General features: G+C 67.6%; 12 protein-coding genes. 1 reads left to right on the top strand and 11 read right to left on the bottom strand.

Translation table 11 applies throughout. From position 1 onward, the window contains the following. Positions 1 to 393: IS5 family transposase (locus tag Q8W71_RS26445; protein WP_305528398.1), on the bottom strand; the 393-nt coding region annotated here is incomplete at its 3' end. A gap of 45 nt (positions 394 to 438) precedes the next feature. On the opposite strand from Q8W71_RS26445, the gene Q8W71_RS26440 reads away from it, so the two are divergent. Further along, the gene (locus Q8W71_RS26440) at positions 439 to 5415 is read left to right on the top strand and encodes a hypothetical protein (RefSeq protein WP_305528397.1); all 4977 of its coding nucleotides are present in this window, start codon (positions 439 to 441) and stop codon (positions 5413 to 5415) included. 186 nt (positions 5416 to 5601) lie between these two features. On the opposite strand, the gene Q8W71_RS26435 is transcribed toward Q8W71_RS26440, so the two are convergent. From Q8W71_RS26435 to Q8W71_RS26390, 10 genes are all read right to left on the bottom strand, one after another. After that, complete coding sequence (locus Q8W71_RS26435; RefSeq protein ID WP_305528396.1) at positions 5602 to 6492, bottom strand: NAD(P)/FAD-dependent oxidoreductase; 891 nt, start codon at positions 6490 to 6492, stop codon at positions 5602 to 5604. 1005 nt (positions 6493 to 7497) lie between these two features. Next, positions 7498 to 8778 carry an MFS transporter gene (locus tag Q8W71_RS26430; protein ID WP_305528395.1) on the bottom strand — a complete coding sequence of 427 codons (1281 nt, stop codon included), beginning with the start codon at positions 8776 to 8778 and terminating at the stop codon, positions 7498 to 7500. Between the two features lie 192 nt (positions 8779 to 8970). Continuing rightward, a complete protein-coding gene (locus Q8W71_RS26425) occupies positions 8971 to 10569 on the bottom strand; it encodes a GMC family oxidoreductase (RefSeq protein ID WP_458351521.1) in 1599 nt (532 codons plus the stop codon). 6 nt (positions 10570 to 10575) lie between these two features. Beyond that, positions 10576 to 11820, bottom strand: coding sequence for a CaiB/BaiF CoA transferase family protein (locus Q8W71_RS26420; protein WP_305528393.1), 1245 nt, complete (start codon positions 11818 to 11820; stop codon positions 10576 to 10578). A 39-nt stretch (positions 11821 to 11859) separates the two neighbouring features. Next, positions 11860 to 13551, bottom strand: coding sequence for an FAD-binding protein (locus Q8W71_RS26415; protein ID WP_305528392.1), 1692 nt, complete (start codon positions 13549 to 13551; stop codon positions 11860 to 11862). 85 nt (positions 13552 to 13636) lie between these two features. Beyond that, a complete protein-coding gene (locus Q8W71_RS26410; RefSeq protein WP_305528391.1) occupies positions 13637 to 14812 on the bottom strand; it encodes an acyl-CoA dehydrogenase family protein in 1176 nt (391 codons plus the stop codon). A 28-nt stretch (positions 14813 to 14840) separates the two neighbouring features. After that, positions 14841 to 15626: an enoyl-CoA hydratase/isomerase family protein gene (locus Q8W71_RS26405; protein ID WP_305528390.1), complete on the bottom strand. Its 786-nt coding sequence runs from the start codon at positions 15624 to 15626 to the stop codon at positions 14841 to 14843. Between the two features lie 2 nt (positions 15627 to 15628). Then, on the bottom strand, positions 15629 to 16441 hold the full coding sequence (locus tag Q8W71_RS26400) for an HpcH/HpaI aldolase family protein (protein ID WP_305528389.1): 813 nt from the start codon (positions 16439 to 16441) through the stop codon (positions 15629 to 15631). A 26-nt stretch (positions 16442 to 16467) separates the two neighbouring features. Next, positions 16468 to 17181: a GntR family transcriptional regulator gene (locus Q8W71_RS26395; RefSeq protein ID WP_305528388.1), complete on the bottom strand. Its 714-nt coding sequence runs from the start codon at positions 17179 to 17181 to the stop codon at positions 16468 to 16470. A gap of 82 nt (positions 17182 to 17263) precedes the next feature. Next, the gene (locus Q8W71_RS26390) at positions 17264 to 18823 is read right to left on the bottom strand and encodes an NAD-dependent succinate-semialdehyde dehydrogenase (protein WP_305528387.1); all 1560 of its coding nucleotides are present in this window, start codon (positions 18821 to 18823) and stop codon (positions 17264 to 17266) included. Positions 18824 to 18841: the final 18 nt, after the last annotated feature.

Raw genomic sequence — 18841 nt, 5'->3', positions numbered from 1 at the left:
AGCGGCCGAGCGCCTGATCGGGGGCCGGCTCGGACGCGGGCTGATCGCCAGACCCCCTTTTTTCGCGCCCGCCGCATGTTGGTGGGCGCGCACGATGGTGGAATCCACGATCAGGTACTCGAAATCGGGATCATCCGACAGCGCCGCGAAGATGCGCCACCACACGCCCTTCTGGCTCCAGCGGCTGAAGCGGCGGAACACGCTGTTCCACTCACCGAACGCAGCGGGCAGATCACGCCAGGGCGCGCCGGTGCGCACGATCCACAGCACGCCTTCGACGAACATCCGGTTGTCGCGCCCGGTCGAGCCGCGCTGATCGGGACGTCCGATGATCAGCGGTGCCATCCGCTCCCACTGCGCGTCGCTGAGAACCAAGCGATCCTGAACGCTCAAGGCTGTCCTCCAAAAGACAGCCTTGAATCACGCCTCCCGCTGAACGTGAACCCCAACAGTCCACACACCCTAGACGACCTGATCGTTCGGGGCGCGGGGACAGCCGGCGACGCCATCCTCGAAATCCAGTCGAAGCGTGACATCACGTTCTCGCCCAGGGACACGGTCTATAAGGATGTGGCGTCCCAGATCGCAGTGAGCGTGGTCGGCCCGGTGCCGGAGGATCGGCACCTCCTCGCCATTGCGACAGAGCGGACCAGCCGCAAGATTTCGGGCGCCTACCAGGATGTTCTTAAATGGGCGCGGGCGGCGGACAGCGGTACTGCGTTCTTCGATCGGCTCGGCTCCAAGGGCGTCGCCAACAAGGACATGCGCGACTTCGTCGAAACGACGCGGTCGCATCTGACCGCGGGCGGTGTTGCCGATAAAGACGACGCGATCTGGCGGCTGTTGCGGCGGATGCTGATCCTCGAATTCGATTTCGAAGCGACGACGCCAGTCACTCGAAGCTACGGGCAGGCGCTCGCACGGGTGGCATTGGCTGACGAGGACGTCGGCCGTGCCGAGGCGCTCTGGAGCCGGTTAATCGACCTGTCAATCAAGACCGGCACGACCGGTGGCGAAATCGATCGGGCGGCTCTCCTGGCGAATTTGGCCGACGGCGGATTCCGCCTGGCCGGCGCCCGCGAATATGGCCCGGCACGCGCCAGGCTTGCCGAACTCACACGGAATACGCTCGCCCATATCGGCACGAGCGTAGCGGGAGTCACCCTGCCTCGGCTGGAGGCCGTGGCCGCGGTCGACGATGCGGCTGAAACGCATCGGTTCATCGAGATCCGCGGAATGAGCGGCGTCGGAAAATCGTGGGTTCTCCGCCATCACGCCGAGCGCGTCGGGCGGCAGGCATCGATCATCGTCCTCGACCGCAATGCGACGACGCCGGGCGGATGGCTGCCGTTTTCGAACGCCCTGGGCATTCCGGGATCGGCGAGCGATTTCCTGACGGATCTCGCGGCGAGCGGCGGCTCGATGCTGTTCATCGACGGCATCGACATGTTCGACGACGGCGGAAGCCAGCGCACCATCGCCGAACTTTTGCGAGCGGCGGCCGAGGTCCCCGGCTTCAAAATCGTTGCGACCACACGCACGGCCGGCGACGTCGAGCCCTGGCTCGACGATCAGATCGTGGCCGCCTTGGGTGGCGCGTGCCCAGTGGAAGTCGGGCCGCTGTCGGAGGATGAGGTCTCGATCCTGGTCGATCAGGCGCCGGAACTCCGCTCGCTGCTCGACCCGAAGCATCCCGCCGCCGGCCTCGCCCGAAATCTCTACCGGCTGTCGCGGCTGCTGAAGGTCAGTAGCGCTACCGGCATCCGAACCGAGGCCGCCATGGCCGGTTTCTGGTGGAAAAGCGCGGACGGCGCCTCTCCAGCCGACGTGCGCGCCGCCCAGCGGCTTATGGCGGCGCTCGCCGACAGCGCCCTGAAGGGCAGTGCCGGGCTCGAACTTGCTGAGGACTCGTCGGCGCGCGCGCATCTGATCGATGCGTCGACTCTGAGGGAATTGCACCGCGACCAGCTCGATTTCCATCACGACGTGCTGCGCGACTGGGCCATCGAAAACTACATCGCCGAAGACCCCCGGCGTATTGCGGTTCTGGACTTGAGCTGCCCGGTGTCGTCGCGCGTTGCCCGCGGCATTGAGCTCGCCGCCCGTCTGCTCCTCGAAACGGGTGCTGATCACACCGGATGGGTCCGGCTGCTCGAGCAGCTCTCCGTTCCCGACGCGCACGGGTCCTGGCGACGGCAGGCAATCCTCGCCCTGTCGCGATCGGAGGCCGGATACGAACTGCTCGAAAAGTGCACCGCCGGACTGCTCGCCGACGGCGCGGCTCTCCCGATCGAGTTGAGTACGACGATCGGGGCGGTCGAGACCAAGGTGACGGCCGACCTGATGACGATGCCCGACGGGGCCAAGGTCGATCTACCACGCTCCTATCGGATCGACGTCTCGGGGTCGGCGCTCGTCCTTATCCGCTGGGTGCTGGCGCATGCCGCCGAGATCCCGGTGCCGGCGATCGGGCCGGTGGCCGAGCTCGTCGCGATACAGCTTCATCTGCTCCAGTATGCGCATTTTTTTGCCCGTCAAACCGCCGTCATGCTGTTCGGCTGGCTGCGGCAGCTCGACGTCCGCGACGCCGAGGTGACGATCCCCAGCCATGCGGGCCTGGGTCGGGCGGCGAGCGAGGCCCGGAGCAGCACGATCGAGCAGCTTCGCCTAAACGCAATGCTTCTCTGTGATTGCGCACCCGAAGAGCTCAAGGCCTATCTCAGTGAGATCGCTACCGAGCGGAACAGCAACAAAGTCGATGAGATCCGACTGTTTTCGCGTGTGATCGCGCCGGTGGCTCCAGCCGAACTCGCGGACCTCGTGTTGGCGAGCCTGCTTCAGAACCGCGAGCAGCCGCGCTACCGTGGGCGCGCGTTGGAACGCGCCTTCACCTTCGCAGACAGCAACTATTTGCCGGCTTCACCGGCGCAGCCGCCTTTCCTCGATCTGCTCGACGCCGCGCCCGCCGAAGGCCTGAGACTAATCCGGACGCTGGTCGCGGAAGCGATCGCATTCGATACCGACGAACACGTGCCGGCAGACGGGGGCTTCACCCTCGACTTCGGCGAGGGCCCACGCCTCTTCCCCCAAGCGTACAGCTATCTTTGGTCGCGGGATCAATGCCGCGAGTATTCGGCGGCCTCGGGGCTCAAGGCGTTGGAGGCATGGAGCCAGCGCAGGCTCGACGAGGGCGTCCCGGTCGACGACGTGCTCGCCGACATTCTCGGTCCCGAGGGCAGCTGCGCGGCGTATCTTCTGGTCGCCGTCGACGTGCTGGTGTCGCATTTCGATGCTGCGCGCGATGCGCTCGCGCCGTTCCTCGCGGATCCAAAGCTTCTGGCAACGGACCGCATGCGCCGGGACCATGATCTGCTCGGATCGGGGACGGAACGGCTCTTCGTCGGAAGGGAGCCGAATGGCAAGGTCAGGCTTGCCGACCTGAGAAATCGCCCTTCCCGGCACGTATGCTTGTTCGACGTGGTTCGATTCTACGTGGACGACGATCCGGTGGCGGATCGCCTTCGCGAACAGCTCGCCGCTGCGGTCACAAAGCTCGAACCGATTCAATCCTACTCGAACTGGGTCGATGCACGATTGATTGGGCGGGTCGCCGACAATCTGCTGCAACGCTCGAACTGGATCGATGGCGAAGACGGAAATCTGACCTATCGACCGCCGCCGGACGAGGCCGCGCATTTCGAGGCGATGGAGAAACGCCGGGTCAAGGATTTGCGTAGGACCGAACTCGAGGCGCGGATCAGCCTCGCGGTCGATGGCAGAGGTGAACACGCCACCGCAGCAACGGCGCGCGATGCGGTCGCGTACGCGGCCGGCGGCGTTCCCGACGATAGCGATACCGACACCCTCAAGTCGCGATCGACGCGGCTCGTCACGACGGCATTGCTGGCCGCTCGGGACGGTGACGACACCTTGCTTGCTGCCGAAGAGGCGTGGATCCGCCGCGTCCTCGCCATCACACTCAAAGAACGATCCGATCGTGGCCGCGGATCGGGGGATACGCTGCAGTTAAATCGGCCAGCGATCGCCATCCTTGCCCTCATCCATCTGTGGCTGCGGAGGCGGAATGAGACGGACCGGAACGATTTGATCCGGCTCGCAGCCCGTAGAAATCGGAGCGCTGCACTATCATTCTCGATTGCGGTCGCTCGGATTCTCGAGATCGAGCCCATCCTATTGAAGGCGGCGATGCGCGCTGCTTTCGCTAACATGGCTTGGCGATGGAGGAGCTACGACGACGACGAGGCCGAGCACGCCCGCTTCGAGGCGGAGCGCGCCGAAGCGGTCGACTCCGCGGTTGCAGCCGAAATCGGGTGGATGGATGGCGGGGCCGAACCCTCATGGAGGATCTGGCCCGATGAACGCCCGCATCTGCGGCTCGGCTCGCGCTTCGCGCATTCCGCGCTGGTCTCGCCGGAAGAACTCGAGGATGACGAGGCGAGCGAAACGGAGCGTCCGTCCTCGATCATCCATGTTGACAGCGCAGCGGCCGCGCGATGGCTTGGGATTGTCCAAGCCGCGCCGCAGGGGTCGATCGGCTGGAGCCAAGAGGTAGTTGAGGCGTATCTCGACTGGACGAACCGGATGAACGGGCTGGGCCTACCGGCCGATGTCGAGATCGGTCGCGAGCCACACGAGTGGGACCTGCACTTCTACGCCCTGTTCACCGAGCGGCTGCTCGACGCCGACGATGCATCGTTTGAAACCTACCTGGAACTCGTGACGAACCTGCCGGACGAGCCGTTCTGCGAGATCGCTCGGACCGTGCTCCACGCAGCCGACGCGCTCTATTTCAATGATGCGCAACGACCGGCCCGACGACCCGTCGAGTTGCGGGCCCGCGTGGCCGAACGAGTGACGACCCTGCGTCGATGGAGATACGCCGGCGATCCTGCCAGCTCTCGGATCGACATGGAAAGCGGCGGCATCATCGCGAAGACGCTGCTGAACACCTACAATCCGTTCAACGGGACAGACAGCTATCTGCCAGCACTTCGGGTCGATCGCGTCGATCCACTCCTGCGGACGATGCGACCGTTGTTGCCCGGGGGTCCGACGGCCTTCGTCGCGGTCTGCACGATGAATCTGCTTCTGGTCGCACCCCGCGCGCGCCATCTCGACTTTCTGCTCGACGCAACGGAGGCTTGGTTCAACCGGACACAAGCGCCTGGACTATGGATCGATCGGGGAATCGGACGGAAGGTCGTCCGATGGTTCGAAGCGGCGATCGTCCAGGAACCGGGCTTGCTCGGGCCTGCGCATCCATTGCGCGCCGACATCGACCGCGCACTCGGGCGTCTGGTCAGCGTCGGCATCGCCGAAGCCCATGAACTCGAATTGCAGGTCGAAGCGGCACGCGGGACTGATCGGCAGGGCCCCGTGGTCCGAGGATGTTAGCCGCCCTGCAGCTAGCAGCCAAAAGCGTACGAGGCCGTTGGTGCGCGCTTTGGCCGCTGAAACTGCGGAGCTCGGGAAGTCCGAAGGGAGAACCTCACCAAGGTACCTGGCTCGACAACCTAAGCGGCTCGGATTGACGGAAGCGAGGGTTGCCCGTCACCTTGGGACCAATCCAAGGCTGCAACGTCAGCGCAGGCCCATGCGCATCGGCGCCAGCATCACCCCGCGCTCGGCGTCGAGCACGGGCAGGGCGAGGCCCGCGTTGCCCAGGAGCCGGTAGTGCCGATGGTAGCCGCGCTTGACCGCCAGCGGCAGGCGATACCCAAGACGCCGCGTCACCGTATCCGCCCAAGGCCCGAGCGCCAGGACGGCCCGCGGCGCGCCCACCTCTCCGCCGTCCGTAAGCACCCGCCACGCGTCGCCCGAGGGGACAAGAGTCGCCGCGTCGCCGCGGGCGAAACGGCCGCCGAGGGAGAGGAAGTGATCGAGGTAGGCGCGCGTCAGGCCCTGCGGGTCATCGACGGAGGCGGCGTCCGGCCGGAGGATGCCGCCCTCGAGCCTGTCGGCGGCGAGATGCGGCTCGCGCGCGCCGAGTGCTGCGGCGTCGAGATCCTCGAAGCCGACGCCGTACGCCCGGCGCACCGCCTCCGCATCGGCTAGAGCCGCCGCGCGTGCGGCCGGGGTGCGGAAGGCGAGCACCCAGCCGCCCGCGCGGATGCGGTCGCTCGCGCCGGCCTCGGCGGCGAGCGCGCGATGGGCGTCGAGCGCGTGGGTGATGAGGGGGGCGTAGCGCCGCGCGATGGCCGCGTGGCGGTCGACCCGCGAGTGCCACCAGTACCGCGCCAGGAACGGGGCGATCCGCGGAAGGAAGCGTGGGTCGTAGCGTGCCTCGGGGGCGCGGTTGCGCGCGAGGCGCAGCAGGGTCGGGAGGTCGCGCGGGAAGGCGTAGAGCACCACGGCCTCGCGCTGGATCAGCCCGGCGTTGCCGTAGGAGGTCCCGCCCCCCGGCGCGCCGCGGTCAACGAGCAGCGTGCGGAAGCCGCGCTTCTGGCAGGTGGAGGGCGATCGAGACCCCAACGATGCCGGCCCCCAGCACGATCACGTCGGCGTCCATGCCCCCGTCATACGGGGCATTCGGTGGTCGTTCCAGCAGTCGGGGTCGAGGCGCTGCTGGATGGGACGTGGTCGGCCCCTCGGCCCGAGCGTTCCACGATGGAGCGTTAACGCCGGGGCCAGTCCGGTCGAGCTACCGGTCGGCGCTCCGCCCAAGGTGCCCGTCGTGATCTTCGTCCACAGCTCGGGCGGCATCAGCGCCGGCCCCGACGCCTGGGCGCGCGCCCTCAACGAGGCGGGCGTCGGCGCGTTCACGCGCCGATACGGCGAACATGCGTCTCCGCCGCGGGAGCAAACCGGTCTCCGGCCACGCGGGAGCCCGTACGCCGGAAAACCGAGGTCCCAACGGCGAGAAAGGCTGCCGGTATCGGGTCCGAGCATGGTCGAAGAAGGCGGTGTTTGACTGCGGCAGACGCCGCCGGTCGGCGCTAAGCCGCGGGCGAAGTGGCGAGACCGCGCCGGGCCGTCACGAACTGATTTTCACCAGGAAACCCTGGTGGTGCGGGCAGTCACGAGCGAACCCGTCTCCGGTCGCATTTTCCCTGTCGACGCGGAAAATACAGGGAAATGCTTCGGAAAAGTGATGCCTCCAAACAGCGCTCACTCAGCTTGTCTCGCACGGACAATGGCTTGGGGTCGATTTCCCTACACGTGGAAGCAGGGAAGGAAATTGATGCTTGTAGGGAAGCCGACAGGCACGATCAGGGGCATCGGCCGGCGGAGTTGCTCGGAGCTGGGAACATCGTCCAGCGAGCAAAGCCGACGTTCCGCTTCGCGCCCATCACAGTCGTTCAGGCCGTCGCCATTGGTGATCAGAAGCGGACTTTCAATTAAGCGCGCGTATAAATTGTCAGTCGGCGATGAGGCGGTGGTCGGGGTGTCCAGGGGTCCCTGCCGGGCGCTCACGCCGCGCGCAACGGCGTCAGGGCGCTGGCGGCTTCCACCACCATCGTGCAACCCGTCATCCCGTTAGCCGGGCGGTGCAGCTCGACGGTGCGGAGCTTGATCGAGCCGAAGTGGTTCGATAACTCCGACCAAGAACACGTAGGCCGAAGCGCCTAACAGGCAGATCACACCAGCTGCCATGAGCGGTACGGCGAACGACCCTCCTGATACGCTGAGCATGAGACCGGTGAAGGCCGTCGTTGCGATCCCAGCGAGGTTTGAAGCGAAATTTTGAAGGCCACCGATCGTCGCGACTTGGCCACCCGATGGAGCCACGTCGGCGGGCAGCGTCCAAGCCGTGGCTGCCGTCACGGACAACCCGGCATAAGATATTGACAGGAAGACTAGGGCCAAGGCGACGCTTTCCGTGAGACCCGCGAGCGTGATGACCGAAGCCGTGAGGAGACCTCCCACCAAGCAAGTTTTGCGGGCGACCGTGAGGGACCATCCGCATCTGAGAAGCCAGTCCGACATCCATCCGCCAAACAGACTGCCGGGGATGGACATCAGCGCCGGCAACGTGCCGAGGGTGCCAAGCTGCGCAAGCGACAAGCCTTTCGCCTGCATGAGATAAGTCGGAAACCATGTGATGAAGAAATAATTCGAGAAATTGTAGCAAAACAGACCGATCATCATTCCCCAGATCGTGCGATGTCGCAACAAGATCAACCAGGGAATTGCCTGTTCTTGCTCCAAGACTGGGTCTCGTGCCACCGAGCGGGATGCCTGCAAGTGGCGAAGCTGCTCGATGGAGACAGAGCGATGGTGTTCGGGATCGCGATAGAGCAAGAGCCAAGCTGCGAGCCAGACCAAGCCGATCAGGCCCGTGACGTAGAACGAGGCTTCCCATCCCCAGGCAGCAACGATCGACGACACCAACGGCAGTCCGATCGCGAGGCCAACCCGGGGTCCGGCGTCGAAGAGGCCCGAGGCGAGGCCGCGCTCGGTTCGCGGGAACCACGCATAGATGACTTTGGCGCCGCCGGGGTAGACGGCAGCCTCTCCGGCACCCAACCCTAGCCGACATGCAAGCAGCGTCGGCACGCTTCGCATGGCACCGGTCAAGATCGTGAACAGGGACCAGCCGCCGACCGCGATGGCGAGCCCCGCTCGTGCGCCGATGCCATCAATTAGGCGCCCGGCCGGGATCTGGAGCAGGGCGTAAGTCCAGAAGAAGGCACCGAGCAACAAACCCATGTCGCCGTCTCCAAGCCCGAGTGAGTTCTTGATCGACGGGGCGGCGACCGCAAGGTTGACACGATCGATGGCGCTAATAGCAAGTGCAACAAAGCACAGGAAGATCATCGTCCATCGGGACTTTGGCATGTCAGATCAGCTTTCCAGTGCAAATTGTCATAACTGCTAGATGCTGGCGTGCCGACCTGACCGGTCAGACATCGCCATCAACGCCCAGCGTCACGGAGTGATCGATCGCTGCTCGGTCGAGGAAGTCGCTTCTGTCACAGCGATCCCACGCGAGGACTGGTCTCACGACGCCTATGACAGTGGCACTGCGCGCCCTCTGATCATGTCGGCAGCCTTCTCGGCGATCATGATAGTGGTGGCGTTGGTGTTTGTCGACGTGATCGCCGGCATCACCGAGGCGTCCACGATCCGCAGGGCCGCCAGTCCGTGCACCCGCAGGTTCGTATCCACCACTGCGCTGGGATCGGCGCCCATGCGGCAGGTCCCGGCGGCGTGATAAACCGTCGAGCCGTTCTGGCGCGCGTAGGCGAGCAACGCGTCGTCGGTCTGCACGCCGTCGCCCGGCACCATCTCGGCGTCGCGGTACGGCGCCAGTGCCCGCGCCCCGCACAGGGCCCGGGCGAACCTCAGGCCATCGACGACGATCCGTCGGTCGAGCGGGTCGGAGAGATAGCGCGGCTGGATGAGCGGGGCCGCGGCGGGATCCGCCGAGCGCAGGCGGACGGAACCGCGGCTGTTGGGGCGCATCTGCCAACACCCGCAGGTCATGCCGGGGAAGTCGTCGAGTTCGCCGAGCCGACCCTGCTTGAAGCTGCCCGGCGCGATCACGTACTGCACGTCTGGCGTCGCCGAGGTCTCCTGCGTGCGTACGAAAGCGCCGAGGAGCGCTGCGCTGTAGGTGAGCACGCCGGACCCTGAGAGTGCGTACTTCACCATCTCGCGCAGGAGAGGCAGGCCGCGGGCACGTTCGTTCAGCGTCGATGCGCCCCGCATGCGGTAGGTGACGCGCACGACATAATGGTCTTGCAGATTCTCGCCGACGCCCGGCAACGCGTGCACAACGGGGATGCCGTGCTCGGAGAGGCAGTCCGGCGCGCCGACGCCCGACAGCATCAGGATCTTCGGGGAGCCGATCACCCCGGCGGCGAGGATGACCTCGCGTCCGGCGCGAGCCTCCTCCGTGCGTCCGGCGCGGGAGAATGAGATCCCAACCGCTCGACCACCCTCAATGAGGATCCGGTCCACCTGCGCGCCGACGATGATGCGCAGGTTCGGGCGGCGCCGGGCCGGACTCAGATAGGAACGCGCGGCGCTGGCGCGAAAGCGGCCGCGCCGCGTCTGCTGATAATAGGCGATCTTCTGGTCAGCTCCGTCGTTCATGTCGGCCGCGAAGGGCAGGCCGACCTCGCGGCCCGCGGCGACGATCGCGGCGCAGAGTTCCGGCGTCTCGGCGAGCGGCGAGACGGTGAGCGGCCCGTCCCGACCGCGCGACACGCCCTCGCCCTGCCAGCTCTCCGACCGGCGGAAATAGGGCAGCACCTCGTCCCACGACCAGCCGCGGTTCCCGAGCTGCGCCCAGTGGTCGTAGTCCTGCGGCTGCCCGCGCACGTAGAGAAGCCCGTTGATCGAGCTCGAACCGCCGAGCCCTTTTCCACGCGGGAACAGGATCTCGCGACCGCCGGTCTCGGCATCGGGCGCCGTGCGGAACTGCCAGCTGGTGCGGGGGTGGTCGAGGAGCCGTAGGAACCCTGCCGGGACGTGGATCAGGGGGTGGGTATCGCGCCCGCCCGCTTCGACCAGGAGCACCTGCGTCCCGGGATCCTCGCTCAGCCGGTTGGCGAGGACGCAACCCGCCGACCCAGCCCCGATGATGATGTAATCGAACAACATCGCTGCCTACAGGTCGACGGGCTTGGCCGGCTTCGTCGCGTCGGCGAGCCCGGCGACGACGCCGTCGCGGCGCAGGCCCTCGATCCGCCCGCGGTCGAAGCCGAACTCCGCTAGGATTTCCTCGGTGTGCTCGCCGAGCCGCGGCGCGGCGCGGCGGTACTGGGCGGGCGTGCCGCGGAAATCGACCGGCAGCGCCAGCATCTCGACCGGGCCGGCGGTCGGGTGCTCGAGCTCGACCACCATGCCGTTGTGCCGGACCTGCGGGTCGTGGCGCAGGGTCTGGTGGAGGTCCTGGATGGGGGCTGCCGGCACGTTGGCCTTGCCGAGCATCTCGAGCCACTCAGAGGTCGGACGCGAGGCGAAGATCGCCTCGAGTTCGGTGTCGAGGGCGGTGCGGTTGGCACAGCGCGCGACGTTGCTCGCGAAGCGCTCATCGATCGCTAGGTCGGGGCGATCGACACATCTGCACAGCGCGCCCCAGAATTTCTCCGTGAAGCAGGCCAGGAAGAAGAAGGCGCCGTCGCCGCCCCGGTAGTTGCGGTAGGGGACGAAAGTCGGGTGTGCGCTGCCGAGCCGCGGCGGCGCGGCCCCCGTGCGCAGGGTCTCGCCGTCGCGGGGAATCGAACTGAAAATCGTTCCGGCCAGGAGCGACATCTCGATGCGCTGGCCCTCACCCGTGCGCTCGCGGTGGAGGAGCGCGGCCGAGACGCTGAAAGCCAGGAGCGCGGCGGCGCCGAAATCCGGATAGGGCGTGCCGATGCGGACCGGCGCACCATCGGCCTCGCCGGTCATCGCCATCACCCCCGAGAGCGCCTGCACGACCGGGTCGTTGGCGGGCAGGTGGGCGTAGGGGCCGGTCTGCCCGAACGCCGAGACGCTGGCGTAGACGATGTCCGGATTGACTGCGCGGACCGCCTCGTAACCGATGCCGAGCCTGTCGACGGTCCCGGGTCGGAAGTTCTCGGTGACGACGTCGACCGAGCGGGCCATCTCGAGGAAAGCGTCGCGGCCGGCGGGCTGCTTGAGGTCGAGGCGAATGCTGCGCTTGTTGCGATTCTGCGAGAGGAACATCGAGCTCTCGCCGGCCGCGAACACCGTGCCCATGTTGCGGGACAATTCGCCGTCGCGGATCTCCTCGACTTTGATGACGTCGGCGCCGAGGTCGCCCATCATCATGGTGCCGACCGGCCCGGCCGTCATCACGGTGAGGTCGAGAATGCGGTAACCCGACAGAGGCTGGGTGGGGCTCATCGTGGACTCACTCGACGCGTTCTCGGTCTTCGGGTTCGTTCAGTGGGCCTGCCGCGAGGCGCGCAACTCGCCGTTCTCTTGCCGCCATAGGAAGCAGCCGAGATAGTTGGCGTCGTCGGTCTTGCGGTGGTCCGTGCGGTAGTGGCCGCTGCGGGTCTCACGCCGCTCCTGGCACGCGCGCAGCACCGCCTCGCTCGCTCCAGCCATGTTGCGCAGGCCGAGGCCGCGCAGCAGCGTCTCGACGGTGAGCGGGGCCTCCTCGAGCTCCGCCTTGGCGCCGCGGATCGCCTTCAGGGCCTCGCCAAGGCCGGCCTCGTCCTTCTCGACGAGGCAGTAACGCTGCATCGCCCGGCGGATCGCGGCCTCGACCGCGTCGAGGTCGATCGTCCGGTTGCTCGCGGAGAGCTTGCCGGCGAGGAAGGCCAGGGAAGCCGCCAGCGTCGCCGGCGGGCCTGGCCGTCGCGCGCGCGCGCGCCGAGCCGCCGCGGTTCCAGCCCGATGGCCAAAGACCTGCCCCTCGGCGAGCGAGTTGCCGCCCGGTCGGTCGGGCCCGCGGACGCCGCCGGCGAGCTCACCGACGACGAAGAGGCCGGGGATCGTGCTCTCGGCGTCCTCGTTCACCATGCGCACGCCGCCGTTCATGCACTGAAAGGCGATGCCGACCTCGAACTGGTCCGTCCGCACGTCGAGGCCGCGCTCGCGCATCCAGCGTGCGGTGTTCGGAATGACGGCGTCGATGCGCTCCTCCGGCACGTGGGCGAAGGAGAAGTAGACGCCGCCGTGCGGCGAGCCCCGCCCGGCGTTGATCTCGGCCGCGATCGCGACGTCGAGGTATCGCGAGACGTTGGTCGTGGTGAAGGGGAAGACCTTCTCCTCGTAGACCTCCTCGACGGTGACGCCGGGCGGCAGGTACCGGGCCAGGAACTCCTCGCCCAGCTCGTTGGTGATGCGCGGGTGCAACACGAAGCAGGACTTCGAGAACAGCTGCACGTACGGGTGGATCAACGCGGGACCGAACTGGTGGAATTCGAGGTTCACCAGCTCCGCACCGTGGCGCAGGCAGATCGCCTGGCCGTCGCCGGTCATTTCGGCAGTTGAGACCTGAGCCTCGTAGGCGCCGTGGATGCCGCCGGTGCCGAGCACGACGGCCGCCGCCTCGTAGTGGATCAGCGCCTGCCGCCCGGGATCGTACCCGATGACGCCCGCGACCTCGCCGGCGTCGTCGCGCACGATGTCGACGAGCATCACGGGCGCGTCGACCTGAACGCCGAGGCGCACGAGTTCGTTCCCGATCGCGTCGACGAAGGCGAGGCCGGTCTTGCCCGACACGCCCATGGCGCGCCCGTAGGTGCCGAAATCCGAGCGGATCAGCTTGTAGTCGGTCGACTGTTCCTCGTTCGGCGCGGCGAGGCGGTCGAAGGGCACGCCGAGGTCGACGAGGTCGCGGATGCGGGCGGTCGCGTCCTCCGCGAGAACGCGCACGAGCTTCGGGTCGATGAAGCCTCGACCCGCCCGCATCGTGTCCTCGAAGTGAATCTCGGCCGAGTCGCGTCGGTCGCCGTAGCCGGCGGCGCCCATGCTCATGATCTCGCTCGCGCCGTGGACTGTGCTGCCGCCGGTCTTGAGTGGGGCCTTGGCGACGAGGTGCACCTCGGCGCCGGCCTGGCGGGCGGACAGCGCAGCGCGCGACGCCGCGCCCCCGCCGCCGACCACCACGACGTCGGTGCGCACCCTGATAACCTCGAGTGGCAGCTTCGCTTCCGCCATGTCGTGAACCTTCCTCATCGATCGTGTCGCCGGCTGTGGTCGCCGCGCCTCAGCGCAGGATCTCGCGGGCGACGATGTTGCGCTGGATCTCGTTCGTGCCGCCAAAGATCTGGAAGAGCTTCGCCTCGCGGTAGTGGCGCTCCATGGCATACTCAGTGCAGTAGCCGTTGGCGCCCATGACCTGGAGCCCATCGGTCGCCACGCTCACGTAAGCGTCCGACATGAAGTACTTGGCCTGCGAGGACTGGGCGCCGCAGGGCTTGTCCTCGGTGAGCAGCCGCGCCGCCCGGTAAACCAGGAGCCGGCCCGCATCGACCGCGGTCTGCATGTCGACGAGCTTGTGGGACACGGCCTGGAACTCGGTCACCGAGCGGCCGAACTGCTTGCGCTCGACCGCGTAGGTCCGGGCGAGGTCGCAGGCGGCCTGGGCCGCGCCGGCGCACATGGCGCCGAGCGCGATGCGCTCTTTAGCCAGCACCGTCGTGAGCTGGCGCCAGCCCTTGTGCAGCCCGCCGACGATCCGGTGCTGCGGCACGCGCACGTCCTCGAAATGGACCTCGCAGGTGCGGATGGCGTGGCCACCCAGCATGTCGATGGGAGAGATCGACACGCCTGGCGCGTCGCGGGGGACGAGGACGAGCGTGATGCCGTCGTGGGCCTTCGCGTCCGGATCGGTGCGGCAGGCGGTCAGGATGTAGTCGGCCTGGAGCGCGCCCGTGATCCACATCTTCGTGCCGTTGAGGACGAAGTCGCCCCCATCCGCCCGGGCCGTCATGCGCAGGCTCGCGGCGTCGGAGCCGGCTCCGTTCTCAGACAGCGCGAAGGCGAAGAAGATCCGGCCTTCGGCGAGCCGCGGCAGCAGCTCGGCCTTGATCTCGGCTGAGGCGAAGCGCGCGATCGCGCCGCCGACCATGTTGACGTTGAGGTTCCAGTACCGTGACAGGCCGACGCTGTGGTAGCCGATCACCTCAAGCATCGCGACCATATCGAGGTAGCCACCGATGCCGCCGTACTCTTCCGGCAGAGTCACCGCGAAGTAGCCCTGGTCGGCCATGCCGCGGATTACCTCCTCGGGAAAGCGTTTCTCCTCGTCGGCGGTGCGGATGTAGTCCGGCGTCGCGTGGCGGCCGAGGAATTTATGCACGTTGTCGCGGAACGCGAACTGATCGGCATCAAGGTAGGGGGCGAGGTCGTCCCGGTGGGCCGGTCCGATGGCGTGGGTCATGGCTCTTCGAGCTCTCTGGTCTCGTGTGTCAGTGATGCGCCCAGGCAGGCGGCCGCTTCTCGAGGAAGGCCCGCCAGCCCTCCCGCGCGTCGGCGCGCCTGAAGGCGGCGACGTACTCCGCCCGTTCGACCTCCAAGCGTTCGGCGAGCCGCGTGCGAAAGTCGCCGTCGACGAGCCGCTTGATCGCCCCGACCGAACCCGCGGGGCGGGCGGAGAAGGCCCTCGCGACCTCGAGGGCGCGGGCGAGCGCCTGTCCGGGCTCGACGCGCAGGTCGACGATGCCGTCGGCCTCCGGCGAGGCAGCGGCGAAAACCTCGCCACCGAGCGCGATCCGCTTGGTCCGGGCCGGCCCGACGAGGCGCTCCAGCAGCGGAAGGCCGCCGGTGCCCGGGAAGACGCCGCGACCGATCTCGGGAAGGCCGAGCCGCGCGTCGTGCGCCGCGATCCTGAGATCGCAGGCGAGCGCGATCTCGAACCCGCCGCCGAGGCAAGCCCCCTCGATCGCCGCGACGATGGGCTTGTCGCAGCCGACGAGGCGCAGCGTCATGGCGTGGCCGTTGCGGCCGTGCGCGTCCGCGACCGCGGGGTCGACGCGCGCGCCGAACTCCTTCAGGTCGGCACCGGCGCAGAAGTTCTCCGCCCCCGCCACGACCAGCGCCCGCACCGACGGGTCCGCTTCCGCGGCGGCGACCGCATCGGTGAGCGCGCGCCGCAGGGCCTGGGTCAGAAGGTTGAGCGGCGGCGCCGCGAGCCGCACGAACGCGACCGCGGCCTCGCGCTCGATTGTCACTACGCTGTCCGCGGCGGCCGACATCGTCAGGCTCGCCCGGCGGCCGCCGCGAGGCCGGTCGGCAGCCCGCGAAGGAACGACGACCGCGCGTTGGCCCCGGCCATCAGGAAGGCAAGGTCCGAGCCGCTGAGGATGAAACGGGCGCCGGCCTCGACGTAGCCCTGCATGATCGCGTGGTCGTAGATGCCGCCGACGCCGGGGAACTTGCCGTGCCGGCGGCAAGCGGCGGCGATGCGCCGGAAGGCGTCCTGCATCCGCGGATGGCTGAACTCGCCCGGTATGCCGAGTTCGGCGGCCAGATCGTTGCCGCCCATCAGCAGCACGTCGATGCCCGCGACCGCGGCGATCTCGTCCAAGTTCTCGATGCCGGCGGGCGTCTCGATCATCGCGACGAGCAGCATGGAGTCGTTGACGACCCGGATAAGATCGCAGACCGGCATCGGCCGGAAGTCGACCTGGGGCAGCGAGCCTGGCACAGAGCGTCGGCCCGCCGGCGGGAATAGGCAGTTCGCTACCATACGCTCCGCCTCGGCGCGGTCGTTCACGTGCGGCACGACGATGCCGAGCGCGCCCGAGTCGAGCAGGCGCGAGGCGTGGAACTGCTCGTGGCCCGGCACCCGGATCAACGGCGTGATGCCTGCATCCGCGGTCGCCACGCAGAGCTGGGCCGCCGTGTCGAGGCTCATGGAATTGTGCTCCATGTCGATGAACAACCAGTCGTAACCGCAAGCCTTCGCGATGCGTCCGATGTCGACCGTACGCGCTTGGCGGATGCCCATTCCGAGCGACAGGTCGCCCGCGAGAAGGCGGGCCTTGGCGTGGTTCTGTATAGTCATCATCGATCGGTCCGGGCTCCTCATCGCGGTCAGGCGTCGTGACGCATTGGGAGGGTGTCGAGCATGCGCTGCTTGCCGATCATGACATGACGCTCGAAGGCGCGACTGGTCTTGGCGGTGTCGCGCGTCTCAATACCTTCGAGGATCCGCGCATGCTCCTGCAGCGAGAGTTCGAGCTGGGCGAGATTGCCGAGGTTGCGGCGCCGGAAGAGGTGCAGTTGGTTCGACATCATCGCGTAGAGCGCGGCGAGCCGGTCGTTGCCCGTCATCGCCATAACATCGGCGTGGAAGCGTAGGTTAAGGTCGTAGTAGCGATCGATCTCGCGCCGCTCCCAAGCGACGACCATCTCCTCGTGCAGCCCGCGCAGGGCGGAGACCTGCTCGTCGCTGCCGCGCGCCGCGGCGAGGCGGCCGGCGGTGTAGGCGAGGCCGGAACGGACGTCGAATAGGTCCAGCGCCTCCTTCAGGCTGACGCGGCGCACGAACACGCCGCGGTTCGGCAGGATCGTGACTAGGCCAAGTTGCTCCAGGAGTCGTACCGCCTCCCGTAGCGCGCTGCGGCTGACCTGAAGGCGCTGCGCCAGGGCGAACTCGTTGAGCTTGCCGCCGGCCTCGATCTCTCCGGCGATGATCATGCTTTCGAGCCGCCCCGAGATCGCGGCGACGAGGGAGAGTTCCCCTGCGCGATCGAGGGGTGAGACCCCGTCGACCCGCGTTCTCCCATCCAGGGCGCTACCGGACATGCTCAATTCCCTCCTCGACGGCCATGTGATGGCATCATCGAAGATTGACTGAGCATGAATTGGGCGGGGAGGACGAGCCCGGTCATTGCAGGAACGCCATATTGGTGAACTTGGCGTCGAGGTAGTCGCGGATGCCGAGCGCGCCGCCCTCACGTCCGAAGCCGCTCTGCTTGGTGCCGCCGAACGGCGTCTCAGCTAGGGCCGCGACGTAGGTATTGACGCAGACGACGCCCGCCTGGAGCGCCTCAGAGGTCTCGTGGGCGCGCTTGAGAGAGTTCGTGAAGACGTAGGCTGCCAACCCAAACTCGAGGCCGTTGGCCCGCTCCAGCGCCTCTTCGACGCGGGAGAAGCCGCTGATCGCGGCCACGGGACCGAATGGCTCCTCGGTCATCAGGCGCGCACCCTCGGGCGCACCGACGACCGCCGTCGGCTCGTAGAACCACCCGCGGTTCGGCTGGGCCGGCCGCCGGCCGCCGACGGCGAGCTTGCCGCCCGCGGCAACCGCGTCCTCGACCATCGCCTCGACGGCCTCGCGGCGGCGGCGGGTGGTGAGGGGACCGACGTCGTTCGCTGGGTCGAGCCCGTCCCCGACTTTGAGCGCGGCGGCGCGCGCAGAGAAGGCGGCCGCGAACGCTTCCACCCGGCTCTCGTGCACGTAAAACCGGGTCGGCGATGCGCAGACCTGGCCGGCGTTGCGGAACTTGGCCACCGCCGACAGGTGCGCGGCCGCGGTTACGTCAACGTCGTCGTGGACGATCACCGGCGCGTGGCCGCCGAGCTCCATCGTGACGCGCTTCACCGTGTCGGCCGCCTGGCGCATTAGCATCTGCCCTACCGGGATCGAGCCGGTGAAGGTGACCTTGCGCACCTTGGGCGAAGCCATGATCGCGGGGGTTATCGCGTTGGGCAGGCCGGTCAGCACATTGACCACGCCCGGCGGCACGCCGGCGTCGAGGCAGCACCGGGCGATCGCGAGCACGGCGCCGGGCGCCTCCTCCGCCGGCCGGCAGATGATCGAGCAGCCCGCAGCCAGAGCCGGCGCGATCTTGCGGGACATCAGCAGCACCGGAAAGTTCCAGGCCGTGAAGGCGGCGACGATGCCGACCGGCTCGAAGGTCACCGTCTGGTGCCCCGACGTCCCGCGTGGCTCAATGACTTGGCCGTAGATGCGCCGCGTCTCGTCGGCGAACCAGTCGAAGAGCTCCCAGGTCGCTTGGACCTCGCCCCGGGACTGCTCGATCGGCTTGCCGACCTCGATTGTCACGAGGCGGGCGATCTCCTCGCGCCGCTCCTCAACGATCTGGCTGATCCGGCGGATCACGCGTGAGCGAACCCAGGGATTAGTGCGCCGCCAGGACGCGAGGCCCACCTCGGCGGCGGCGATCGCCGCCTTTACGTCCGGGGCGCCAGCCTGCGCTGCCGACCCGATCACCTCCTCGGTGGCGGGGTTGACCACCTCGTAGGCGGCGCCGTCGGCGGCAGCCTGCCAGCGGCCGCCGATCAGCAGGGCCCGTGACGTTTCCATCGCTCTCCCCGTTGTCGTCTGATACGGCAATAAGCGGATCATTGCTTGAACGCAACAGCAAATTGCCGACAATATTGGTTGACATGTCGTCTCTGTAGGTCCAGTTCGAACCATCATCCGGCGCGAGCGCTCAGT

Source organism: Methylobacterium amylolyticum, from assembly GCF_030700245.1.
Lineage (GTDB): Bacteria > Pseudomonadota > Alphaproteobacteria > Rhizobiales > Beijerinckiaceae > Methylobacterium.
This window is presented reverse-complemented; position numbering and strand designations above follow the sequence as displayed.

Excerpts from the sequence above, each read along its gene's own strand:
- Q8W71_RS26400 (WP_305528389.1), bottom strand. The coding sequence starts at position 16,441 with ATGATGACTATACAGAACCACGCCAAGGCCCGCCTTCTCGCGGGCGAC.
- Q8W71_RS26395 (WP_305528388.1), bottom strand. The coding sequence starts at position 17,181 with ATGTCCGGTAGCGCCCTGGATGGGAGAACGCGGGTCGACGGGGTCTCA.
- Q8W71_RS26390 (WP_305528387.1), bottom strand. The coding sequence starts at position 18,823 with ATGATGGTTCGAACTGGACCTACAGAGACGACATGTCAACCAATATTG.
- Q8W71_RS26425 (WP_458351521.1), bottom strand. The coding sequence starts at position 10,569 with ATGTTGTTCGATTACATCATCATCGGGGCTGGGTCGGCGGGTTGCGTC.
- Q8W71_RS26405 (WP_305528390.1), bottom strand. The coding sequence starts at position 15,626 with ATGTCGGCCGCCGCGGACAGCGTAGTGACAATCGAGCGCGAGGCCGCG.
- Q8W71_RS26410 (WP_305528391.1), bottom strand. The coding sequence starts at position 14,812 with ATGACCCACGCCATCGGACCGGCCCACCGGGACGACCTCGCCCCCTAC.
- Q8W71_RS26420 (WP_305528393.1), bottom strand. The coding sequence starts at position 11,820 with ATGAGCCCCACCCAGCCTCTGTCGGGTTACCGCATTCTCGACCTCACC.
- Q8W71_RS26430 (WP_305528395.1), bottom strand. The coding sequence starts at position 8,778 with ATGATCTTCCTGTGCTTTGTTGCACTTGCTATTAGCGCCATCGATCGT.